The sequence below is a fragment of the Streptomyces sp. A2-16 genome (assembly GCF_018128905.1).
Lineage (GTDB): Bacteria > Actinomycetota > Actinomycetes > Streptomycetales > Streptomycetaceae > Streptomyces.
On sequence record NZ_CP063808.1, the window covers coordinates 3186397 to 3208828 of the forward strand.

19 protein-coding genes are annotated in these 22432 nt (G+C 71.1%); 10 read left to right on the forward strand and 9 right to left on the reverse strand.

Translation table 11 applies throughout. The annotated features are described in order from the left end of the window. Window positions 1–51 precede the first annotated feature (51 nt). On the reverse strand, window positions 52–801 hold the full coding sequence (locus tag IOD14_RS14355) for a MerR family transcriptional regulator (RefSeq protein ID WP_174269386.1): 750 nt from the start codon (window positions 799–801) through the stop codon (window positions 52–54). A 223-nt stretch (window positions 802–1024) separates the two neighbouring features. On the opposite strand from IOD14_RS14355, the gene IOD14_RS14360 reads away from it, so the two are divergent. Both IOD14_RS14360 and IOD14_RS14365 read left to right on the forward strand, forming a co-directional pair. Beyond that, window positions 1025–2491: an amino acid permease gene (locus IOD14_RS14360; RefSeq protein ID WP_123994072.1), complete on the forward strand. Its 1467-nt coding sequence runs from the start codon at window positions 1025–1027 to the stop codon at window positions 2489–2491. A 38-nt stretch (window positions 2492–2529) separates the two neighbouring features. Beyond that, a complete protein-coding gene (locus IOD14_RS14365) occupies window positions 2530–3012 on the forward strand; it encodes a macro domain-containing protein (protein ID WP_212670417.1) in 483 nt (160 codons plus the stop codon). 31 nt (window positions 3013–3043) lie between these two features. On the opposite strand, the gene IOD14_RS14370 is transcribed toward IOD14_RS14365, so the two are convergent. After that, entirely contained in the window at window positions 3044–4543 is a 1500-nt protein-coding gene (locus tag IOD14_RS14370) for a M1 family metallopeptidase (protein WP_212670418.1), read from the reverse strand. Between the two features lie 161 nt (window positions 4544–4704). Here IOD14_RS14370 and IOD14_RS14375 point away from each other — a divergent pair, with 161 nt between their 5' ends. From IOD14_RS14375 to IOD14_RS14395, 5 genes are all read left to right on the forward strand, one after another. Then, window positions 4705–6672, forward strand: coding sequence for a Xaa-Pro dipeptidyl-peptidase (locus tag IOD14_RS14375; RefSeq protein ID WP_212670419.1), 1968 nt, complete (start codon window positions 4705–4707; stop codon window positions 6670–6672). Beyond that, window positions 6669–7922: a M14 family metallocarboxypeptidase gene (locus IOD14_RS14380; RefSeq protein ID WP_212670420.1), complete on the forward strand. Its 1254-nt coding sequence runs from the start codon at window positions 6669–6671 to the stop codon at window positions 7920–7922. The genes IOD14_RS14375 and IOD14_RS14380 overlap by 4 nt, the downstream gene beginning before the upstream one ends. An 88-nt stretch (window positions 7923–8010) precedes the next feature. Beyond that, complete coding sequence (locus IOD14_RS14385; protein WP_123994067.1) at window positions 8011–9711, forward strand: BCCT family transporter; 1701 nt, start codon at window positions 8011–8013, stop codon at window positions 9709–9711. 215 nt (window positions 9712–9926) lie between these two features. Beyond that, complete coding sequence (locus IOD14_RS14390; protein WP_123994066.1) at window positions 9927–10955, forward strand: oxidoreductase; 1029 nt, start codon at window positions 9927–9929, stop codon at window positions 10953–10955. Window positions 10956–11003: 48 nt separating this feature from the next. Then, a complete protein-coding gene (locus tag IOD14_RS14395) occupies window positions 11004–12647 on the forward strand; it encodes an ABC-F family ATP-binding cassette domain-containing protein (RefSeq protein ID WP_212670421.1) in 1644 nt (547 codons plus the stop codon). Between the two features lie 58 nt (window positions 12648–12705). Here IOD14_RS14395 and IOD14_RS14400 read toward each other — a convergent pair whose 3' ends face one another. From IOD14_RS14400 to IOD14_RS14405, 3 genes are all read right to left on the reverse strand, one after another. Then, the gene (locus IOD14_RS14400) at window positions 12706–15093 is read right to left on the reverse strand and encodes a Tex family protein (RefSeq protein WP_212670422.1); all 2388 of its coding nucleotides are present in this window, start codon (window positions 15091–15093) and stop codon (window positions 12706–12708) included. A gap of 94 nt (window positions 15094–15187) precedes the next feature. Beyond that, window positions 15188–15319, reverse strand: coding sequence for an LPFR motif small protein (locus IOD14_RS44745; RefSeq protein ID WP_252100478.1), 132 nt, complete (start codon window positions 15317–15319; stop codon window positions 15188–15190). 92 nt (window positions 15320–15411) lie between these two features. After that, entirely contained in the window at window positions 15412–16281 is an 870-nt protein-coding gene (locus tag IOD14_RS14405) for a hypothetical protein (protein WP_212670423.1), read from the reverse strand. Between the two features lie 113 nt (window positions 16282–16394). Between IOD14_RS14405 and IOD14_RS14410 the strand changes: the two genes are divergently transcribed. Both IOD14_RS14410 and IOD14_RS14415 read left to right on the forward strand, forming a co-directional pair. Beyond that, window positions 16395–17354, forward strand: coding sequence for a GlxA family transcriptional regulator (locus IOD14_RS14410; RefSeq protein WP_123994063.1), 960 nt, complete (start codon window positions 16395–16397; stop codon window positions 17352–17354). An 11-nt stretch (window positions 17355–17365) separates the two neighbouring features. Beyond that, entirely contained in the window at window positions 17366–18001 is a 636-nt protein-coding gene (locus IOD14_RS14415; RefSeq protein WP_212670424.1) for a DJ-1/PfpI family protein, read from the forward strand. On the opposite strand, the gene IOD14_RS14420 is transcribed toward IOD14_RS14415, so the two are convergent. Continuing rightward, entirely contained in the window at window positions 17988–18746 is a 759-nt protein-coding gene (locus IOD14_RS14420; RefSeq protein ID WP_123994062.1) for an enoyl-CoA hydratase/isomerase family protein, read from the reverse strand. The genes IOD14_RS14415 and IOD14_RS14420 overlap by 14 nt on opposite strands. A gap of 278 nt (window positions 18747–19024) precedes the next feature. Here IOD14_RS14420 and IOD14_RS14425 point away from each other — a divergent pair, with 278 nt between their 5' ends. Beyond that, a complete protein-coding gene (locus IOD14_RS14425; RefSeq protein ID WP_123994061.1) occupies window positions 19025–19555 on the forward strand; it encodes an ATP-binding protein in 531 nt (176 codons plus the stop codon). A 12-nt stretch (window positions 19556–19567) separates the two neighbouring features. Here IOD14_RS14425 and idi read toward each other — a convergent pair whose 3' ends face one another. From idi to galE, 3 genes are all read right to left on the reverse strand, one after another. Continuing rightward, window positions 19568–20161, reverse strand: coding sequence for an isopentenyl-diphosphate Delta-isomerase (gene idi, locus IOD14_RS14430; protein ID WP_123994060.1), 594 nt, complete (start codon window positions 20159–20161; stop codon window positions 19568–19570). A 186-nt stretch (window positions 20162–20347) separates the two neighbouring features. Next, complete coding sequence (locus IOD14_RS14435) at window positions 20348–21283, reverse strand: cation diffusion facilitator family transporter (protein ID WP_123994059.1); 936 nt, start codon at window positions 21281–21283, stop codon at window positions 20348–20350. Between the two features lie 143 nt (window positions 21284–21426). Continuing rightward, window positions 21427–22395 (reverse strand): UDP-glucose 4-epimerase GalE, encoded by a 969-nt coding sequence (galE, locus tag IOD14_RS14440; RefSeq protein WP_212670425.1) that lies wholly within the window; start codon window positions 22393–22395, stop codon window positions 21427–21429. Between the last annotated feature and the right edge of the window lie 37 nt (window positions 22396–22432).

Sequence of the window (22432 nt, forward strand, 5' to 3'; positions counted from 1 at the left end):
CGTGACGCCGGGCGGGCCGGTCAAGGCCCGTCCGGCGGTATCCGCAACGTGTCAGGAAGCCCCGCCCACCTCTGACGTCCACTCCCGCAGCTCCTCCCGCAGCGACCGCTGGAACGTCGTCAGCAGGGCCTGCACGACCAGGGGTTCCATGTGCGCGGACAGTGATCTCACGTCCTGTGCGCCGCGTTGTGCCACCTCGCCCCGGAACAGCTGCGACAACTCGTGCGCGGCGGCCCGGGAGTGCTCGATGAGCACCTTCCGCGAGGCCAGGATCGCCTCCTGGGACAGCGGCACGTCGAGGAGCCCGACCCCGAGCCGGAGCAGACCCAGGTCGACCAGGTAGCCGTCACCGTCCCGCCGTACGACGTCCATCGCGGTGAGCCGCTCCAGGTCGTCGTCGCTCAGCGCCCGCCCCGCCCGCCGCTGCAACTCCCCGTGCGTCACCCGCTCCACCACGTCCGGGGCCCAGGAGGCCACTACGGCCCGGTGGATCGCCAGGTCGTGCGCGCTCAGGTCGGCCGGCAGCTGCTGCACGTACCGCTCGATCGCCGCCAGGGTCATCCCCTGGTGCTGGAGCTCCTCGATCAGCGCGAGACGCGCGAGGTGCTCGCGGCCGTAGTGACCGACCCGGCGCGGACCGATCACCGGCGGCGGCAGCAGCCCCCGCGTGCCGTAGAAACGGACCGTGCGGACCGTGACCCCCGCCCGCGCGGCCAGCTCGTCGACGGTGAGGGCCGGCTCCTCGGCATCGCCCCCGGCATCGGCGTCGGCATCCGCATCGGGGGAGGGGTCGGTCGTCATGTGCAGCAGTATCGCTGTCTCACCACTGCTGTGACACCCGATCGGCAACCCCTTTCCGATCATGTGGGAGGTCCCTGCCCCTGTGACGTCCGCCACCGCGTGCGGGGCCGGTTCCTGGGCAGGCGACCCGTCGGCCTGTGCCTTCGACCACGAGGTACGGGCCGACGCACGTCCGGAAACCCGAGCGGAACCCGCCGGGGCGCACCAGAGAGTGGAACCACCTGTGAGCAAGGACGCCGTGCACGCGGCACAGGCCGCCTCCCGCACCGCCGTGACCCCGCCGCCCGCAGACGCGGGCGACGCCGGCTACAGCAAGGACCTCAAGGCCCGCCACGTCAACATGATCGCCATCGGCGGCGCGATCGGCACCGGCCTCTTCCTCGGCGCCGGAGGACGCCTCCACACCGCGGGCCCGGCGCTGGCGCTGGCCTACCTGGTCTGCGGCGTCTTCGCCTTCTTCGTCGTCCGGGCCCTGGGCGAGCTGGTCCTCTACCGCCCCTCCTCGGGCTCCTTCGTGTCGTACGCGCGCGAGTTCCTCGGCGAGAAGGGCGCGTACGTCGCCGGCTGGATGTACTTCCTGAACTGGTCGACCACCGGCATCGCCGACATCACCGCGATCGCGCTCTACACGCACTACTGGAGCCTGTTCACCGACATCCCCCAGTGGACGCTGGCGCTCATCGCCCTTGCCGTCGTGCTGGCCGTGAACCTGATCTCGGTGAAGATCTTCGGCGAGATGGAGTTCTGGTTCGCCATCATCAAGGTCGCCACACTCGTCGGCTTCATGCTGATCGGCATCTTCCTGCTGGCCACCGGGCACGAGGTGGGCGGGCAGACGCCGGGCGTGGGCGTGATCACCGACAACGGCGGCGTCCTCCCGCACGGCCTCCTGCCGGTCGTCCTGGTCATGCAGGGCGTGATCTTCGCGTACGCCGCGCTGGAGCTCGTCGGTGTCGCGGCGGGGGAGACGGCCGAGCCGGAGAAGGTCGTCCCGCGCGCGGTGAACTCGATCATGTGGCGGGTGGGTCTGTTCTACGTCGGCTCGGTCGTCCTGCTGGCCCTGCTCCTGCCGGGATCGCTCTACTCGGCCGACGAGAGCCCCTTCGTCACGGTCCTGTCGAAGATCGGGGTCCCGGCGGCGGGTGACGTGATGAACCTGGTCGTCCTGACGGCGGCGATGTCCTCGCTGAACTCGGGCCTGTACTCCACGGGCCGCATCCTGCGCTCGATGGCGACGGCGGGTTCGGCCCCGAGGTTCACGGCCCGCATGAACCGCAGCCAGGTCCCCTACGGCGGCATTCTGCTGACCTGCGCGGTGTGCGTGCTGGGCGTCGGCCTGAACTACCTCATGCCGAGTCAGGCCTTCGAGATCGTGCTGAACATCGCCTCCCTCGGTGTCATCAGCACCTGGGTGATCATCATGGTCTGCCACCTGGTCCTCGTCCGCCGGGCCCGCGCCGGCCTGCTGACCCGCCCCTCCTTCCGCCTCCCCTTCAGCCCGGCCACGGAGATCACCACGATCGCCTTCCTCCTGGCCTGCCTGGGCATGATGTGGAACGACCCCGAGGTCGGCCGCAGGACGCTCCTGCTGGTCCCGGTGATCGGGGCCCTCCTGGTGGCGGGCTGGTTCGGCATCCGCCGCAGGGTCGAACGGACGACGGACCGCGAGCTGACCGACCTCACTGACTGACGGGCGCCGTTGTCAGTGGCGCCCTCTACGGTGGCGTCATGGGGGAGATCAAGTACATCCGAGGCGACGCCACCGCTCCGTCGGTGAAGGGCACCAAGCTGATCGCGCACGTCTGCAACGACCTCGGGGGCTGGGGCAAGGGCTTCGTCGTCGCGGTGTCGCGCAGATGGCCCGAGCCGGAGGCCGCCTACCGCGCCTGGCACCGGGAGCGCGCGTCGACCGACTTCGGGCTGGGCGCCGTGCAGTTCGTGCAGGTCGAGAAGTATGTCTGGGTGGCCAACATGATCGGACAGCGGGGGACACGGAGCGGCAGCAAGGGCGTCCCGGTCCGATACGAGGCGATCGACGTGGCTCTGGGCCGCCTGGCCGACAAGGCCGTGGAACTCAAGGCGTCCGTGCACATGCCACGGATAGGGTGCGGGCTGGCCGGGGGGAAGTGGTCCCGAGTGGAGCCGCTGATCATCGAGCGCCTGGTGAAGCGAGACCTCCCCGTCACCGTCTACGACCACGGGGAGGACTGACGCGAGCTTCTTCGGGGTGGCCGCCAGAGCCCTAGTGCTCGTGCTCGTGCACGTCGTTCGTTGCCGCGATCTTCCTCCACGACTCAGGCCGTACGGAGGCCTCCGCGGACCTCGCGATCGACGCGCCCCGCGCCGCCGGTGCCCCCGGCTTCGACGGCTGGAACAGCCAGGTGTCGAAGAGCGCCGCCAACGGCCGGCCCGACACCTCCTCGGCGTACTTCCGGAAGTCGGCGACGGACGCGTTGCCGTACGCGTACTTCTGCGGCCAGCCCTTCAGCACCGCGAAGAACGCCTCGTCACCGATCTCGTTGCGCAGCGCCTGCAGGGCCAGCGCGCCCCGGTCGTAGACGGCGATGTCGAACTGGTTCTCCGGCCCGGGGTCCCCCGGCCGCACCGTCCAGAACACGTCGTCGGCCGGGTGCGAGGCGTACACGTAGTCGGCGAGTTCCTGCGCGGTCCCCTCGTCCTCGTGCTCGGACCACAGCCACTGCGCGTACCGCGCGAAGCCCTCGTTGATCCAGATGTCCTTCCATCCGCGCACGGACACCAGATCGCCGTACCACTGGTGGGCCAGCTCGTGCACGACGACGGAGGTGTTGGAGCCGTTCGCGAACTGGCGCGGGCTGTAGAAGGGCCGCGTCTGCGTCTCCAGCGCGTACCCGGTAGTGGTGTTCGGCACGTACCCGCCGAGCGCGTCGAAGGGGTACGGCCCGAAGTACCCGCTCAGCCAGTCGGCGATCTCCCCGGTCCGCTCGACGCCGGCGCGCGCGGCGCCGGAGTTGGCGCCGAGGTCCTTGCTGTAGGCGTTGACGACCGGAATGCCGCCGTCGGTCGTGCCGGTCGTGAGGTCGAAGCGACCGACGGCCAGGGTCGCCAGATAGGTGGCCTGCGGCTTGGCGGAGCGCCAGTTCCAGCGGGTCCAGCCGAGGCGTGAACTCGTGGACTGGAGCGTGCCGTTGGAGATGGCCTGGCTGCCGTCCGGCACCAGGACCGACACGTCGTAGGTGGCCTTGTCGAGCGGGTGGTCGTTGCTCGGGAACCACCACCAGGCGGCCTCGGGCTCGTTCGCCCCGACCCCGCCGTCGGGAGTGCGGTGCCAGCTGGTGAAGCCGTACGCCTGCTTCGACGAAGGCACCCCGCTGTAGCGGACCACGACCGTCACCGAAGTGCCCTTGGCCAGCGGCGACTTGGGCGTGATCTGCAGCTCGTGCTCGCCCGAGGTGCTGAAAGAGGCCTTCGCGCCGTTGACCCGCACCTCGCTCACGTCGAGGAGAAAGTCCAGATCGAACCGGGACAGATCCTGCGTGGTGCGTGCCAGGAGGGTGGCCGTGCCTTCCAGTTCGTCCGTCGCCGGCTGGTACTTCAGCCGCAGGTCGTAATGGGAGACGTCGTAGCCGCCGTTGCCGTAGTCCGGGTAGTAGGGGTCGCCGATTCCCGGGGCGCCGGGGGAGAAGCCCGCCGCCGACGCCGGGATCGCCAGCATCAGGGAGGCCGCCGCGAAAGCGCCCGGTGCGATGAGTCTGCGGTGCACGAAAGCTCCCGATCGTGGGGGGACGGAGTCTGTTCGCAGCCTATTCACCACCTGTGCGCCCGCCGTGTCCACGGCCACTCCTGTCACAGGATCGCCATTCGGCCGTCATGCTCCCAAGAGGCCCTCTTTTGCGCGGGAGTTGACCGCAGTACCGTCCGCGCATGTCGATACGCACGCGCTTCACGATCTGGAGACCGCTCGCGACCGCCGCCGCGGCCACCGCCGCCCTGCTGGCGACCTTCCTCACGCCCGCGACCGCACTGGCGCAGGCCGCCCCGAGGGAGAGTCAACCCGTCTACTCGTACGAGAACGCCGTCCGCGAGGCCGTCTGGGTGGACACCCGGCTCGACGGAGACGGCGACGGAAGGACGGACCGCGTCGCCGTCGACATCGTCCGGCCCCGCGAACCGGCCCAGCAGGGCCGCAAGGTCCCGGTCATCATGGACGCCAGCCCGTACTACTCCTGCTGCGGCCGCGGCAACGAGAGCCAGCTGAAGACGTACGACGCGAACGGCAACGTCGTCCAGATGCCGCTGTTCTACGACAACTACTTCGTGCCCCGCGGCTATGCCTTCGTCGGCGTCGACCTCGCCGGCACCAACCGCTCCAACGGCTGCGTCGACGTCGGCGGCCGCTCCGACATCCAGTCGGCCAAAGCGGTCGTCGACTGGCTCAACGGCCGGGCCACCGCCTACACGAGCCGCACCGGCACCGCGAAGGCCAAGGCCGGCTGGACCAACGGCAGAACCGGCATGATCGGCAAGAGCTGGGACGGCACCATCGCCAACGGCGTCGCCGCCACCGGTGTCGAGGGCCTGAAGACCATCGTCCCGATCAGCGCCATCTCCACCTGGTACGACTACTACTTCTCCAAGGGCGCCCCGCTCTACGACTCCGGCCCCGACTGGCTCTCCGACTACGTCGACAGCCCCGACGCCCGAGCCAAGTGCGCCGCCGTCCAGCAGAAGCTCGTCGACCAGGCACCGCGCACCGGCGACCTGACCCCGCTGTGGACCGAGCGCGACTACGTGAAGGACGCCAGGAAGGTCAAGGCGAGCGTCTTCCTCGTGCACGGCATGCAGGACCTCAACGTCCGCCTCCAGCACGTCGGTCCGTGGTGGGACGCCCTCGCGAAGAACGGCGTCGAGCGCAAGATCTGGCTCTCCCAGACCGGGCACGTCGACCCCTTCGACTTCCGCCGCACGGCATGGGTCGACACCCTGCACCGCTGGTTCGACCACGAACTCCTCGGCTACGACAACGGCATCGACCGCGAGCCCATGGCCGACATCGAACGCCACCCCGATCAGTGGGTCACCTCGAAGTCCTGGCCGCCGCGCGGCACTTCGGCGGCCACTCTGCGCCCCGCGAAGGGCGCCCTTCCGGGCGTGGGCACCCTCGGCCTGACCAAGGCCAAGGGCACCGAGACCTTCACCGACGACCCGGCGCTCAGCGAGACCGACTGGGCCGCCCGGATCGACACCTCGACCCCCGAGAAAGCGGGCTTCACCACCGGCACCCTCACCAGGGACCTCCGCCTGTCCGGCGCCTCCAAGGTGACCGTCACCGCGACCCCGACCACCTCGACCGCGCACCTCTCCGCCGTACTCGTCGACCTGGGCCCCGACACCATCCGTGACTACGCGGCCTCGGGCGAAGGCATCACCACCCTCACCGACCGCACCTGCTGGGGCGCCGGCACCACCGGCGACAGCGGCTGCTTCAAGCAGACGCGGGCGAAGACCGCCGCGGTCGACTACACGGTGGTCAGCCGCGGCTGGGCCGACCTCGGCAACTACGCCTCGGACAAGAAGGGCGTCCCGCTCACCCCGGGCCGGGCCTACACCATCACCCTCGACCTCGGCGCCACGGACCACGTGGTCCCGGCGGGCCACCGTCTCGCCCTGATCGTCGCAGGCACCGACAAGGACCTCATCGACCCGCCCTCCACCAAGCCCACCCTGACGATCGACCTCGCCCGCACCTCGGCCCGCGTCCAGCTGGTCGGCGGCGCCGCCGCGTTCGCGCACGCCACGAAGGGCGCCGAGACCGCCGTACCCCGTGGGACGGCGGCCCTCGACGGCGTCCGGGCCCCGCGGACCGCCCACCGCGTCCCGGAGGGAGGATGACGATCCGATCCGTCGCACTGAGCACGGCAGCCCTGGCCGCGTCCCTGCTCGCGGTCCCGGCACAGGCGGCCGACGCCCCGCCCCGCACCGGATTCGAGGAATCCGGGGGCGTCCGCTGGACGAGCGAGTCCGAGGAACAGGACTTCCTCGCCCAGATCGACCGGTCGAGCCGCCGGGTCGTCCTCGGCCGCATCGGCACGACGAAACAGGGCCGCCCCCTGAACCTCGTCCAGATCGGCGCCCGCGAGGCCCCGGACAAGGTGCTCCTCGTGTGCAGCCAGCACGGCGACGAGCCCTCCGGCCGCGAGGCCTGTCTCAGCAAGGTCCGCGATCTGGCGTACGCGAAGGACGCCCGCACCCGGCGCTTCCTCGACCGCACCACCGTCCTCGTCGTGCCCACCGCCAACCCCGACGGCCGGGCCGCCGACACCCGGGGCAACAGCGACGGCGTCGACATCAACCGCGACCATCTCGCGCTGGCCACCGCCGAGGCCCGCGCCATGGCGAAGGTCGTCCGGGACCGGCGACCGGACGTGATCTACGACCTGCACGAGTACTCGGCCACCCCCCGGTACTACGACAAGGACCTCTTCGACCTCTGGCCCCGCAACCTCAACACCGACCGGGCCGTCCACGACGAGTCCGAGACCCTGTCCCGCGAGTACGTACGGCCCGCCGCCGAAAGAGCCGGCCACTCGACCGGCACGTACGGCATCTGGACCGACCCGGTCACCGGCGACCCCGTCAAGCAGGTCGCCGGCGACGGCCAGGAACGCATCCTGCGCAACATGTCCGGCATCAAGCACGCGATCGGACTGCTGATCGAGAGCAGGGTCGAGCCCCTCGGGGACACGGACGGGGCGAGCAACAACCGTCGCCGGGTGGACTCGCAACTGGCCGCGCTGAAGGGCCTGTTCGGGTTCGCCGACGCCCGGCGGGCCCAGATCGGGAAGGCCACCGCCGAGGCCCGCCGCAAGCCCTCGACAGGCCCCGTCTTCCTCGGCGGCGCCGACAACGACCCGCCCGAACCGGCCGAGGTGATCCAGCACCCGCCCTGCGGCTACCGGCTCACCGACGCCCAGTACACGGAGGTGAAGGACGAACTCGCCCTGCACGGAGTGCGGACGAAGGGCACCTACGTCTCCCTGAGACAGCCCCTGCGCGCCCTCGTCCCGCTGCTCCTCGACGAACGCGCCCCGTATCACCTCACGGCCGGGGAACCCGTTGGGGGGTCCGACACCGGCTGCTGAATCGGTCGAGATCTGCGGCACCTGTGGTAGGTCCTGGGGAACTGTGTGAAAACCGGCGTATCCACCGCCCCAGGGGAAGGTGCCGCAGATGACTGAAGACCTGAAGAAGAGAGCGGGCCGGGAAGGGCCCGCGGGCATTCTCGGCCACGAGACCGACCGAGTGGTGTTCGGGGTCACCGCCGTCATCACCCTGGCCTTCGTGATCTGGGGCTGGGCGGCGACGGACTCCCTGGAGGACGTCTCCACCACCATGCTCAACGGCCTGATCCACAACGGCGGCTGGGCCTTCATGCTGGCCGCCTCGTGCTTCGTGGTGTTCGCCCTGTGGCTCGCGATGAGCCGCTACGGCCGTATCCACCTGGGCGCCGAGGGCGAGGAGCCCGAGTTCAAGACGGTGTCCTGGGTCGCGATGATGTTCAGCGCCGGCATGGGCATCGGCCTGATGTTCTACGGCGTCAGCGAGCCCCTCTCGCACTACACCAACCCGCCCCCGGGCACGAACCCCGCCAACTCCGGTGAACGCATGGAGACGGCGATGGCCACCACCCTCTTCCACTGGACGCTGCACCCCTGGGCGATCTACGCGGTGGTCGGGCTCGGCATCGCCTACAGCACCTTCCGCAAGCGCAGGCGCCAGACCATCAGCGCCGTCTTCACCCCGCTCATCGGCGAGAAGCACGCGAACGGCGCCGCCGGCCGGGTGATCGACATCCTCGCGATCATCGCCACCGTCTTCGGCTCAGCCGCCTCCCTCGGCCTCGGCGCCCTCCAGATCGGCTCCGGCTTCCAGGAACTCGACTGGATGGACGACGTCAGCACCGGCCTGCTCGTCACGATCATCGCCGTGCTGACCCTGGCCTTCGTGCTCTCGGCCGTCTCCGGCATCGAGCGGGGCATCCAGTGGCTGTCCAACACCAACATGGTGCTCGCGCTGATCCTCGCCGTGTTCGTGTTCATCGCGGGCCCCACGATCATCGTGCTCGACCTGCTGCCCACCTCGGTCTTCTCCTACCTCGGCGACCTGCCCCAGCTCGCCGGCCGCACCGAGGCGAGCGGCGGCAAGGGCGTCGCGGACTGGCTCGGCAGCTGGACCGTCTTCTACTGGGCCTGGTGGATCTCCTGGACGCCCTTCGTCGGCATGTTCATCGCCCGCATCAGCCGCGGCCGCACCATCCGGCAGTTCGTCGGCGGCGTCATCCTCGTGCCCAGCACGGTCAGCCTGATCTGGTTCGCGATCTTCGGCGGCACGGCCATGAAGCTGAAGGAGGGCGGCGCGCTCGGCGGCGAGAACACCCCCGAGGGCCAACTCTTCGGCGTCCTCCAGGAGTTCCCCATCGCCACCGTCACCAGCCTGCTGGTGATGATCCTGGTCGGCATCTTCTTCGTCTCGGGCGCCGACGCCGCGTCCATCGTGATGGGCACCCTCTCCCAGAAGGGCGCGCTCGAACCCGGCCGTTTCGTCGTCGTGTTCTGGGGTGTGGTCACCGGCGCCGTCGCCGCCATCATGCTGCTCGTCGGCAGCGGCCAGGGCGACGCCCTCACCGGCCTGCAGAACCTCACCATCCTGGCCGCCGCGCCCTTCGTCCTCGTGATGATCGGCATGTGCGTCGCCCTCATGCGCGACCTGCGCCGCGACCCGGTCATCGTGCGCGGCGAGATGGGCTCCGAGGCCGTCGAACTCGCCGTGATCGAGGGCCACCGCAAGTACGACGGCGACTTCGGGATCCAGATCGGCCCGGGCCCCGGCACCGAGACGGAGGGCGACCCGCTGGGCCACGACCACAGCTGAGCGCGGCGCGTGCGGGGGAGGGGACAGGCCCGGCCCCCTCCTCCCCGCCGCCCGTCCAGGCCCGCCTCGCCCGCTCCCCCTTCGACCACGCGTACGCCGACGGCACCGGGCCGCAGGGCCAACTCCTCGTCCGCGGCGGGCCGATCCGGCACCCGCTTCGAGCGGAATGACCCATGCCGTGCTCAGACCGCCCCAAAGGCGGGAATACTCACACCATGTCTGCCGCATACGCGACCTTCGGCCTGGCACCGGCGATGCGTGCCGGTGGAGTCCTCGCCAACGGTGACTTCCAGATTCACCGGGACTTCCTGGACTTCATCGTCGACGGCCGCCCGCTCCTCTTCCAGCTCTCCGACCTCGACGCCGTCTCCCCCCTCGCCTCGGACGTCCCGCCCGCGATCTTCACCGCCCAGGTCCGCAGCCTCCTGGGCGAGTCGGAGGCCCCGCTTCCGGGCGGCCGTTACGTCATCTACGGCTGTCCCGAGTGCGAGGACCTCGCCTGCGGAGCCGTCACCGCCGTCATCGAACGGGACGGCGACGACTTCATCTGGCGGGACTTCGCCTGGCAGACCGAGGAGGCCGTGGACCTCCGGCTCAACGGCTACCACGGCATCGGACCCTTCCGCTTCCGCGGCGCCGAGTACCGAGCGGCGCTCGACTCCCTGCTCCGCGGCGGCAGCCAACCGGAGGGCGCCCGCCGCCGGGTCCTGCTCATCGGCGCCCGCGTCGCCGTCCTCGCCAAACTCGCCGCCGCCCTGCGCATCATCGGCATCGGCGCCGACATCACCCACGGGGTGGGCGACGTCCCCGCCGACGAACTGCGCGGCTACGGCGCCGTCGCCTTCGGCCGCGCGGTCACCGCGGAGGAACGTGCCGCCGTACGCCGCTCTTTCGAACGTGCGGGCGTCGACGTGGCCTACGTCGACGGTCTCGCGCCGATCGTCCCGCTGCTCGTGGCCCAGATAGAGCACGCCCTGGACCGCAGCCCCGTGGAGCAGCGCCGTCTGACCCGCCTGGTCGCCGCCGACGGCGAGGCGGGCGTCGAGGTCACCTCACCGTGCCGGGTGCGGCTGACGGCGTACCGCCTCGACCGGCTCTACCGCACCCATGCGCGGGAGGTCTTCGACGGCGTCCTGGAAGCGGGCCGGCACCGGATCGCCCTGGACGCCAAGGCGGTGCGAGGCGAGTCGTTCGTGGTGGCGCGGACCTCGGGAAGCGTCCTGGTGGAGGCGATGGCCCGGTGAGAACCGGAGCGCCGGGCAGGCTCCACGGCCATTAGGATCGGCGGTCTGATGACTGCCACCCTCGTCGCGAAGAACCTCGCCGCCGGCCACGGCGACCGTTCCCTGTTCAGCGGGCTCGACCTAGTCGTCGCACCCGGAGACGTGATCGGCCTGGTCGGGGCCAACGGCGCGGGCAAGTCCACGCTGCTCAGGATGCTCGCGGGGCTGCTCGCACCGGAGGAGGGCGAGCTCCGGCTCTCCCCGCCCTCCGCCGCCGTCGGCCACCTCCCGCAGGAGCCCGAACGCCGCCAGGGCGAGACCGTCCGCGCGTTCCTCGCCCGCCGCACCGGAGTCGCCGAGGCTCAGCGGCTGATGGACGAAGCGACCCAGGCCCTGGTCGACGGGGCACCGGGCGCCGACGACGCGTACGCCACGAGCCTGGAGCTCTGGCTCGACCTCGGCGGCGCCGACCTCGACGAACGGGCCGAGGAGGTCGCCGACTCCCTGGGGCTCTCGGTCGACCTGGATCAGCCGATGACCTCCCTGTCGGGCGGCCAGGCGGCCCGGGCCGGCCTCGCCTCCCTCCTGCTCTCCCGCTACGACGTCTTCCTCCTCGACGAGCCCACCAACGACCTCGACCTGGACGGCCTGGAGCGCCTGGAGCGGTTCGTGAAGGGCCTGCGCGCCGGCACGGTGGTGGTCAGCCACGATCGCGAGTTCCTCACCCGCACGGTCACCAAGGTCCTCGAACTCGACCTGGCCCAGCAGCGGATCACCCTCTTCGGCGGCGGCTACGAGGCATACCTGGAGGAGCGCGAGGTCGCCCGCCGGCACGCCCGGGACGACTACGAGGAGTACGCCGACAAGCGGGCCGCCCTCCAGGACCGGGCCCAGATGCAGCGCTCGTGGATGGACAAGGGCGTCAAGAACGCGCGCCGCAAGGCGAGCAACGACAACGACAAGATCGGCCGCAAGTTCCGCAGCGAGGCCAGCGAGAAGCAGGCCGCGAAGGCCCGGCAGACCCAGCGCATGATCGAACGCCTCGACGTGGTCGAGGAGCCGCGCAAGGAGTGGGAACTGCGCATGGAGATCGCCTCGGCCCCCCGCTCGGGCGCGGTCGTCGCGACCCTGCGGGACGCCGAGGTCCGCCAGGGCGACTTCGTCCTCGGCCCGGTGTCCCTGCAGATCGACTGGGCGGACCGGGTGGCGGTCACCGGCGCGAACGGCGCGGGCAAGTCGACCCTGCTGGGCGCCCTGCTGGGCCGGGTGCCGTTGACCGCGGGTCAGGCCTCTCTCGGCTCAGGTGTCCTGATCGGCGAGGTCGACCAGGCCCGCGAGCTCTTCCACGGCGAGGAGGCGCTCCTGGACGCCTTCTGCGCGGCCGTCCCGGACACGGAACCGGCGGAGGTCCGCACCCTGCTGGCCAAGTTCGGCCTGAAGGCGGACCACGTCATGCGCTCGGCGGCGACGCTGTCACCGGGGGAGCGGACGAGGGCGGCGCTGGCGCTGCTCCAGGGCAAGGGGGTGAACCTGCTGGTCCTGGACGAGCCGACGAACCACCTGGACCTCCCGGCGATCGAACAGCTGGAATCAGCGCTCGACGCCTACGAGGGCACCCTGCTCCTGGTCACCCACGACCGCAGAATGCTGGACGCGGTAAGGGTGAACCGCCGACTGGAGCTCTCCTCGGGCAAGGTGACTGAAGCGCCCTGAAGGGGCGCGGGGAACTGCGCGACCGGCCACAGCCGGCCCGCAGTTCCCCCCACGACCGTTACCGCCCCTTCTTCTTGGAATCCAGCAGCCCGGCCTTGCGCAGAGCATCGGCCATCGCACTGTTGGCAGGAGCAGGCGCCGACCGCTGCTGCTGGCGAGGTTGCTGCTGACGAGGCTGCTGCTGGCGCTGCTGAGGAGTCCGGGGACGCCCACTGCGCTCCTGACGCCGCTCACCGCCGGAGGCCTGCGCCTCGTCGTCCAGCCGCAGCGTCAACGAGATCCGCTTCCGCGGAATGTCGACCTCCAGCACCTTCACCTTGACGATGTCCCCGGGCTTCACCACATCCCGCGGATCCTTGACGAACGTCTTCGACAGCGCGGACACATGCGCCAGACCGTCCTGGTGGACACCCACGTCGATGAACGCCCCGAACGCCGCCACGTTGGTCACGACCCCCTCGAGGACCATCCCGGCGGACAGGTCGGCGATCTTCTCGACGCCCTCCCTGAAGGTCGCCGTCTTGAAGGCGGGCCGAGGGTCACGCCCCGGCTTCTCCAGTTCCTTGAGGATGTCGGTCACGGTGGGCAGACCGAACGTCTCGTCCACGAAGTCCTGCGGCCGCAGCGAGCGCAGCACCCCGGTGTTGCCGATCAGGGAGGCGACCTCCTGCCCCGCGGTCTTCACCATCCGCCGCACCACCGGGTACGCCTCGGGGTGCACGCTGGAGGAGTCCAGCGGGTCCGCGCCGCCCCGGATCCGCAGGAAGCCCGCGCACTGCTCGTACGCCTTGGGGCCCAGCCGGGCGACCTTCTTCAGCTCGGTGCGGGACGTGAACGGGCCGTTGGCGTCGCGGTGCGACACGATGTTCTCCGCCAGCCCCGAGGTGATGCCGGAGACCCGGGCGAGCAGGGGAGCGGAAGCCGTGTTCACGTCGACCCCCACGCCGTTCACACAGTCCTCCACCACCGCGTCCAGGGAGCGCGACAGCTTCACCTCGGACAGGTCGTGCTGGTACTGGCCGACGCCGATCGACTTCGGGTCGATCTTCACCAGCTCGGCCAGCGGGTCCTGGAGCCGGCGGGCGATGGAGACCGCGCCGCGCAGCGACACGTCCATGTCCGGCAGCTCCTGCGAGGCGAACGCGGAGGCCGAGTACACGGAGGCGCCCGCCTCGGACACCATCACCTTGGTGAGCTTCAGCTCCGGGTGCTTGGTGATGAGCTCACCGGCGAGCTTGTCGGTCTCCCGGGACGCCGTGCCGTTGCCGATCGCGATCAGTTCGACCGCGTGCTGCTTGGCGAGGCGGGCCAGCTTGGCGATCGCCTCGTCCCACCGGTTGGCCGGGACGTGCGGGTGGATGACGTCGGTGGCGACGACCTTGCCGGTCGCGTCGACCACGGCGACCTTCACGCCCGTACGGAACCCGGGGTCCAGGCCGAGCGTCGCGCGCGTGCCGGCCGGGGCGGCGAGCAGCAGGTCGCGGAGGTTGGCCGCGAACACGTTGACCGCCTCGTCCTCGGCGGCCGTCCGCAGCCGCAGCCGGAGGTCGATGCCGAGGTGCACGAGGATGCGGGTGCGCCAGGCCCAGCGGACCGTGTCCGTCAGCCACTTGTCGCCGGGGCGCCCACGGTCGGCGATCCCGAACCGGTGGGCCACGATGCCCTCGTAGGACGAGGGGCCCTCGGTGGCCTCCTCCGGTTCCAGGACGAGGTCGAGGACCTCCTCCTTCTCGCCGCGCAGCATCGCCAGGATCCGGTGCGAGGGCAGGTTCGTGAAGGGCTCGGCGAAGTCGAAGTAGTCGGCGAACTTGGCGCCCGTCTCCTCCTTGCCGTCCCGCACCTTTGCTGCCAGGCGCCCGCGCACCCACATGCGCTCGCGGAGCTCGCCGATGAGGTCGGCGTCCTCCGAGAAGCGCTCGGTGAGGATGGCCCGGGCGCCGTCGAGCGCGGCCTGCGCGTCGGGCACGCCCTTGTCGGCGTCGACGAACGCGGCGGCCGCGGCGAGCGGCGCGACACCCGGGTCACCGAGCAGGCCCTCGGCGAGCGGCTCCAGGCCGGCCTCGCGGGCGATCTGCGCCTTGGTGCGGCGCTTCGGCTTGAACGGCAGATAGATGTCCTCGAGGCGCGCCTTGGTCTCCGCGCCCCGGATCTGCGCCTCCAGCTCCTCGGTGAGCTTGCCCTGCTCGCGCACCGAGTCGAGGATCGCCGTCCGCCGCTCCTCCAGCTCCCGCAGATACCGCAACCGCTCCTCGAGCGTGCGCAGCTGCGCGTCGTCGAGCATCTCGGTCGCTTCCTTGCGGTAGCGGGCGATGAAGGGAACCGTGGAACCGCCGTCGAGCAGTTCCACGGCAGCCTTGACCTGCCGCTCCCGTACGCCGAGTTCCTCGGCGATCCTGCCTTCGATCGACCCTGCGCTGCTGGACCCGCTGGACCCGGGTGTCGTCACGATCCCGTACCGCCTTCTCACTGAGGTTGCGCGGCAATTGTGGCAGGCGGCACCGACAGCAGGGGATCAGGGCGCGGTCATCCGGCCGTTGTCATCAGGCCCTGCGGCTCCGCGTGGAGCTGGACGCACCGCCGAAGAGCCGGGCCAGTGCCCGGAAGGGCAGGGTCACCACGGTGGCGATGGCGCCACCGATCTGGCGGAGGACGTCTGCGATCGCGCGGAACATGTAAATCCCCTTTCCTCTCCCGGCCACGGCGACCGGGAAGGGAACGGGTACCTCCCGGACGGCCCGGCAATCTTCGGGGCGCCGGAAAAAGATCAGCGCTTGCCGATCAGGTCCGCGGGATAGGCACCCGCCGCCAGGGCGGCCCGCGTGAACCCCACCGCGAGCTCGGTCAGCCGCCGCACGCCCTCGGCCCCGAGGTGTTCGTAGGGGGCCCGGTCCAGCCGGTCCGTCTCCGCCTCGATCTCCTCCCGCAGGGCGGCACCCCCCTCGGTCAGCTCGCCGTCGGCGTCCAGCAGCCCGCGGTCGCGCAACCGTCCGACGGCCGCGTCCCACTCCTGCCGGGTCCATCCCCGCGTGGTGAACACCCAGGACGGGGTCATGCCCCGGCCGGTCGCGGTGTGGGTCACCAGAGCCTCCAGGGCGTCCAGCTCCGCGGACATCAGGACGGCGAGGTGCCCGTCGCCCCTGTGCTCGCGCAGCAGTGTCGCGGCGTGCCAGAACGCCAGATGGGGCTCCTCGGGCACCGGCAGGTCGGCGTGCGCGGAGTACAGGGGGCGCGCGACACGCGAGCAGGCCTCGGTGGCGCGGAGGGCGAGCCGCGCGGCCTCGGCCATCCCGTCCGACGCCAGGATCTCGTCGCCCAGCAGCCGGCGCAGGGTCGCGTCGACGGCACGCGCGCGTGCCGCCAGGACCTGTTCGGGCGTGGCGGTCTCCCACACGGCGGGCACGTGCTCGGCCACCAGCTCGTGCTTGTAGTTGTAGAACGCGGCCGTCACCGCCCCCGGACCGACCGGCCCCAGCGCGGCGGCCCGCACCGCGAAGTTGACGGCCCTCGGGTGCGTGACCCCGATCGCGGCCAGCTCCCTGCCCAGGTCGGGAGAGAAGTAGTGCGCGGCGTGCAGGGAGTTGAGCGGGTTGTGACAGCGGCGGCCGGCGCGCGGTTCCAGGACGTCAGTAGTCATGCTCCGCAGGTTACCGACCGCTTGGTATCCGCTCGACGGGTGTGTCCTGCATGGCAGGAAAGGTGGGGAACTCGTCATTGCCGCCATCGCGGTGGGGCCCAAGAATCAAGGGCATGGCGCAGCGAACCGTTCTCTTCGTCCTCTTCGACGGCGTGCAGAGCCTCGACATCACGGGCCCGCTGGAGGTCTTCGCCGGGGCCGAGCAGCACACCCCGGGCACCTACCGCATCCGTACGGCCTCGCTGGACGGAGCCGCCGTACGCACCTCCAGCGGCCTGACCGTCGTACCGGACGAGGCGCTCGCGCGGGCCGAGGCCCCGCACACCCTGCTCGTGCCCGGTGGCCAGGGCACCCGGCACCCCGACGCCCTCCTCACCGACTGGCTGCGCGAGCACGGGCCCCGGGCCGAGCGCCTGGTCTCGGTGTGCACCGGCGCCATCCGGCTCGCCGAGGCGGGGCTCCTGGACGGCCGCCGGGTCACCACCCACTGGGCGTACTGCGACCGGCTCGCCCGCGATCACCCGGACGTCGAGGTGGACCCCGACCCGATCTATGTGCGCGACGGACGGGTCTCGACGTCCGCCGGCGTCACCTCGGGCATAGACCTCGCGCTCGCCCTGGTCGAGGAGGACCTGGGCCGGGACGCCGCCCTGGCCATCGCCCGCCATCTGGTCGTCTTCCTGCGCAGACCAGGAAACCAGGCCCAGTTCAGCGCCCAGCTCGCCGCCCAGACCGCCCGGCGCGAGCCGTTGCGGGAGGTCCAGCAGTGGATCACCGAGCATCCGGCCGACGACCTGAGCGTCGAGACCCTCGCCGCCCGCGCCCGCCTCTCGCCCCGCCACTTCGCCCGCGCCTTCCAGACCGAGACCGGCATGACTCCGGGCCGCTACGTCGACCGGGTCCGGCTCGAACACGCCCGCCGCCTCCTGGAGGACACCTCGGACGGTGTCGAGGAGGTCTCCCGCGCCAGCGGCTACGGCACACCCGAGGGGATGCGCCGCGCCTTCGTCAAAGCCCTCGGCACGGCCCCCTCCGAGTACCGCCGCCGCTTCCACCCGACCCCGGCCCACTGAAAGGACCACCCGTGCAGATCGCGATCGTCCTCTACGACCGCTTCACCGCCCTGGACGCCGTAGGACCGTACGAGACCCTCGGCCGCCTCCCCGACGCGGAGACCGTGTTCGTCGCCGAGCGGACCGGCCCGGTGCGCACCGACACCGGCATGCTCGCCCTCACCGCCGACCGGACGCTCGCCGAGGTGCCGGACCCCGACATCGTGATCGTGCCGGGCGGCCCCGGACAGACCCCGCAGATGGAGAACCCGGTGCTGCTCGACTGGCTGCGGGCCGCCGACGCCACCAGCACCTGGACGACGTCCGTGTGCACCGGCTCCCTGCTGCTCGCGGCCGCGGGGCTGCTCCGGGGCCGCCGCGCGACCTCCCACTGGCTGGCCCTGGACTTCCTGAAGCAGTTCGGCGCCGAACCGACGGGCGAGCGGGTCGTGTTCGACGGCAAGTACGTCACCGGGGCCGGGGTCTCCGCCGGCATCGACATGGGGCTCACTCTGCTCGGCCGGATCGCGGGCGACGAACACGCCCAGGCCGTACAGCTGTTGACCGAGTACGATCCGCAGCCGCCCTACGACGCCGGCTCGCCGCACAAGGCGCCCGCGCACCTCGTCGAGGAGTTCCGCTCCAAGAGCCGCTTCATCCTGACGTAGTCCAGGTGAAGCGCGGCGTCCTGCGCTCCAGGAACGCGGCGACCCCCTCCGCGGTGTCGCCGCTGTCCCGCGCCTGTGCGGTCCAGTGGGCGTCCCGGTCCGTGCGGCCGTTCGCGAACTCCTTCGCCGCGGCCTGCGTCAGCTGCGAGCGGGACGCCAGGATCCGGGCGAACTCCGCCACTCGTGCGGCGAGTTCGCCCCCGGGCAGCACCTCGTCGACCAGGCCCGTGCGCAGCGCCCGCTCCGCGTCGATCAACTCACCGGAGAACAGGAGGTACTTGGCGGTGGCCGGTCCGACCAGCGACACCAACCGCCGGGTGGAGGACGCCGGATACACGATCCCCAGTTTCGCCGGCGTCACCCCGAACAGCGCGCCCTGCTCGGCGAACCGCAGGTCGCACGCGGCCGCCAGCTGCGACCCGCCGCCCACGCAGTGCCCCCGGATCGCCGCCAGGGTCGGCTTCGGGAAGGCCGCCAGTGCCTCCTCCGCGCCCACCGCGAGCCCCTGCGCCTCCTCGGGCCCCTGACGCAGCGTGGAGATGTCGGCGCCCGCGCAGAAGGTCCCGCCCTCACCGGTCAGCACGAGCACCCGGACGTCCGGGTCGGCGGCCAGCGTGTCCAGCAGCGGCGGCAGCGCCCGCCACATCGCGGCTGTCATCGCATTGCGCTTGGCCGGATGGTGGACCACGACGGTGGCGACCGAGTCGACGACGGTGTGCAGCAGCTGCGGATCCGGGAGCTCCATGCGTCGGATGCTAGCTCCAACCCTCGACCTTTCGATCAAGCAGCGGCAAGGACGTGATCGGCACCACCACCACCGGCTTCGGCGGGCGCAAGATCGTAGGAACGGTCACCGATCAGCAAGAGGCGGCCACCAAACCGACAGAACCCGAGTGGATGCGTGCGGAAACGGCCATAGGTACTCGATATGCGCTGACTTCTGTTCAGGCATCCGGAGTGGAGCGACCTGCTGCCAACACTCGATGTGTGGTGACAATCGAGCGCAAGGGTGGCGACCGAAGAATGGACGACCATGGGCGTGGGTACGACCCCCGCCCACCAGGCGGCGGAGCGGAACCTCCAGGACCGGAGCCCCTCGAACCGGAGCCTCTCGCACCGGACCCGCTGCCGTACGAGGGCGTGTGGCGGTTCACCGCCCCCGCCGTCGACGCGTCGGTCCCGCAGGCACGGCACGCCGTGCGGGACCTGCTGTACCGCCAGGGAGTGCCCGTCTCGGACGACCTGGTCCAGGGCCTCCTGCTGATCGTGTCCGAGCTCGTCACGAACGCCGTGCGGCACGCGGCCCTCCTCTCGCCGATGCTCGCCGTGGAGGTGGCCGTGGGCGCGGAGTGGGTGCGGGTGTCCGTGGAGGACAACCACCCCTACCGGCCGACCGCCCTGGAGGCCGCGCACAGCGAGACCGGGGGCCGGGGGCTGCTGCTGGTCCGCGAGATCACCCGGGAGGCGGGTGGCGTCTGCGACGTCGAGCACACGTCCAGCGGAGGCAAGGTGATCTGGGCAGCCCTGCCGCTCAAGGCCGTACGCGTGTCCTGAGCGCGCCGGCGCTCACCAGCCGGCCGACGGGCCCGTCAGCTCCCTGACCGCGGGACGGGCCGCGTCCAGCACCGTCATGAACCAGGCCGAGAAGGGGTCCTTCGCGTGCCGCTCCGCCAGCTCGGCCGGGGTCACGAAGGCGGTCGCTCCGACCTCCTCCGGGTCCGGGCCGAGCGGGGACTGCACCAACCCGACGAACAGGTGGTTGTACTCCTGCTCGACCAGACCGGAGTCCGGGTCCGGGTGGTTGTAGCGCACCGTGCCCGCCTCGGCGAGCAGGGACGGGGAGACGCCCAGCTCCTCGTACGTCCGGCGGGCCGCAGCCGCGAAGGGCGCCTCGCCCGGGTAGGGATGGCCGCAGCAGGTGTTGGACCACACACCGGGGGAGTGGTACTTGCCCAGCGCACGCTGCTGGAGGAGCAACCGGCCCCGCTCGTCGAAGAGGAACACCGAGAAGGCGCGGTGCAGCTGTCCCGGCGGTTGATGGGCGGCGAGCTTCTCCGCGGTGCCGATCGTCACACCGTGCTCGTCGACCAGTTCCAGCAGGATCGCGTTCGCGGCGCCGTTCGACGGTGTGTGCGTCGTGGTGGCAGGTGTGGTCGGCATACCCATCCTTCACATCGGTCTTCGCGCCCCAAGTGTGCCGCACGAATCCGGCACTCCCGGCAGTTGTCGTGCCCGGCGCGGCGGCAGGGGAACCGCTCGGGGCGGTGCTGTGGGGTGGAGGACGCAAAGGTGCGCCGGATCGCTGCATTCCGCCAGAACGGGCGTTTCATGCACCGTACACGTGTGTCAGTGGCACAGATGCGCCTCGTGCTCCGCGTGCCCGATCGGCTCCAGCTGGAAGGTGCAGTGCTCCACGTCGAAGTGGTCGCCGAGGCAGCCCTGGAGCTCGTGCAGCATCTTCTCGTGCCCTATCGCGCTGAGGACGTCCGAGCGCACCACCACGTGCGCGGACAGCACCGGCATGCCCGAGGTGATCGTCCAGGCGTGCAGGTCGTGCACGTCCTCGACACCGTCCAGCGCCAGGATGTGGGTCCGCACCTCCGACATGTCGACGTCCTTGGGCGCCGACTCCAGCAGGACGTCGAGGGTCTCGCGCAGCAGCTTGAAGGTGCGCGGCACGATCATCAGGCCGATGACGAGGGAGGCGATCGGGTCGGCGGCCTGCCAGCCCGTGGTGAGGATCACCGTCGCCGAGAGGATCACCGCGAGCGAGCCCAGCGCGTCCGCCGCGACCTCCAGGAACGCCCCGCGTACGTTCAGGCTCTCCTTCTGGCCGCGCATCAGCAGCGTCAGCGAGATCATGTTCGCCACCAGGCCGATCGCGCCGAACACGACGGTGAGCCCGCCCTCGGTGTCGGCCGGCGTCACGAACCGCTGGATCGCCTCGTACAGGACGTAGCCGCCGACGCCGAGCAGGAGCAGACAGTTCGCGAGGGCGGCGAGGATCTCGGCGCGGGCGTAGCCGAAGGTGCGGTTGCCGGTCGCCGGGCGGTTCGCGAAGTGGATCGCGAGGAGCGCCATGCCGAGGCCCAGCGCGTCCGTCGCCATGTGCGCCGCGTCCGCGACCAGGGCGAGGGAGTCCGCGACGAAGCCGCCGACGATCTCGACCACCATGACGGTGAGCGTGATCGACAGCGCCACCCGCAGCCTGCCGACGTACGCGGCGGTCGCCGTACCGCCGGCCGGCGCGTGCGAGTGCCCGTGATCGTGCCCTGCCCCCATGGAAGCCGCCTCCTGCGCGTCGGTCCGGAACAGCCCGTCCGGGATCACAGTGAACTACGGGCGGGGGGTATCCGGCAACGCGGCACTGAACACCGTTGTCATGTGCCCTGACCTGGGCAAACGATCCGCAGGTCAGGGCACCCTCACTGGTGGTGCAGCAGCCAGCCGCGCCACGCGGACTCGATCATCTCGGGTACCCCGCGACGGGCACTCCAGCCGAGCGTCCGGGCCGCCAGGGCGGCGGAGGCCACCGACACGGGCGCGTCCCCCGGGCGCCGTGGCTCCACGAGGGCCGGCCGTCGGTCCCCGGTCACCTCGCCGATCGCCGTGACCATCTCGCGCACGGAGACGCCCTCGCCACGACCGATGTTGACCGTCAGATCACCGCTCAGGTCGCCTTCGGACAGGCGCCGGGCCGCCGCGAGGTGTGCCTCGGCCAGGTCGGACACATGGATGTAGTCCCGGACGCAGGTGCCGTCCGGTGTCGGGTAGTCGTCGCCGAAGATCCGCGGGGCCTCGTCGCGGGTGAGCCGGTCGAAGACCATGGGGACGATGTTGAAGACACCGGTGTCCGCCAGTTCCGGAGCCGCCGCCCCCGCCACGTTGAAATAGCGCAGACAGACGGTGGAGATCCCGTGTGCCTGCCCGGCCGCCCGCACCAGCCACTCCCCGGCGAGCTTCGTCTCGCCGTAGGGGTTCACGGGGGCGCAGGGCGTCTCCTCCGTGATCAGTCCCGTGTCGGGGTTGCCGTAGACGGCCGCCGACGAGGAGAAGAGGAAGCGCTCGATCCCGGCCTCGGCGACCGCCTCCAGGAGGGTCGCGAGACCGCCGACGTTCTCCTGGTAGTAGCGGGTCGGCTGCGCCACCGACTCGGCGACCTGCTTGCGCGCCGCGAGATGCACCACACCCGTCACCGCGTGCTCGGCCAGCACCCGCTTCAGCAGGCCGCCGTCCGCTGCGGAGCCCCGCACCAGCGGCACGTCGGCGGGGAGCCGCGCGGGCACGCCCGCCGAGAGATCGTCCAGGACGAGCACCCGCTCTCCGGCCCCCGTCATGGCCCGCGCCACATGCGCCCCTATGTACCCGGCACCGCCGGTGATCAGCCACGTCATGGTCGTCCACCCTATGCCGATGCCGCGGAGGCCCTCA

Coding starts and splice junctions, on each gene's coding strand:
- IOD14_RS14375 (WP_212670419.1), top strand. CDS start 4,705: ATGTCGATACGCACGCGCTTCACGATCTGGAGACCGCTCGCGACCGCC.
- IOD14_RS14405 (WP_212670423.1), bottom strand. CDS start 16,281: ATGACTACTGACGTCCTGGAACCGCGCGCCGGCCGCCGCTGTCACAAC.
- IOD14_RS14420 (WP_123994062.1), bottom strand. CDS start 18,746: ATGGAGCTCCCGGATCCGCAGCTGCTGCACACCGTCGTCGACTCGGTC.
- IOD14_RS14435 (WP_123994059.1), bottom strand. CDS start 21,283: ATGGGGGCAGGGCACGATCACGGGCACTCGCACGCGCCGGCCGGCGGT.
- IOD14_RS14410 (WP_123994063.1), top strand. CDS start 16,395: ATGGCGCAGCGAACCGTTCTCTTCGTCCTCTTCGACGGCGTGCAGAGC.
- IOD14_RS14365 (WP_212670417.1), top strand. CDS start 2,530: ATGGGGGAGATCAAGTACATCCGAGGCGACGCCACCGCTCCGTCGGTG.
- galE (WP_212670425.1), bottom strand. CDS start 22,395: ATGACGTGGCTGATCACCGGCGGTGCCGGGTACATAGGGGCGCATGTG.
- IOD14_RS14355 (WP_174269386.1), bottom strand. CDS start 801: ATGACGACCGACCCCTCCCCCGATGCGGATGCCGACGCCGATGCCGGG.
- IOD14_RS44745 (WP_252100478.1), bottom strand. CDS start 15,319: ATGTTCCGCGCGATCGCAGACGTCCTCCGCCAGATCGGTGGCGCCATC.
- IOD14_RS14390 (WP_123994066.1), top strand. CDS start 9,927: ATGTCTGCCGCATACGCGACCTTCGGCCTGGCACCGGCGATGCGTGCC.
- IOD14_RS14385 (WP_123994067.1), top strand. CDS start 8,011: ATGACTGAAGACCTGAAGAAGAGAGCGGGCCGGGAAGGGCCCGCGGGC.
- idi (WP_123994060.1), bottom strand. CDS start 20,161: ATGCCGACCACACCTGCCACCACGACGCACACACCGTCGAACGGCGCC.
- IOD14_RS14425 (WP_123994061.1), top strand. CDS start 19,025: ATGGACGACCATGGGCGTGGGTACGACCCCCGCCCACCAGGCGGCGGA.
- IOD14_RS14395 (WP_212670421.1), top strand. CDS start 11,004: ATGACTGCCACCCTCGTCGCGAAGAACCTCGCCGCCGGCCACGGCGAC.
- IOD14_RS14380 (WP_212670420.1), top strand. CDS start 6,669: ATGACGATCCGATCCGTCGCACTGAGCACGGCAGCCCTGGCCGCGTCC.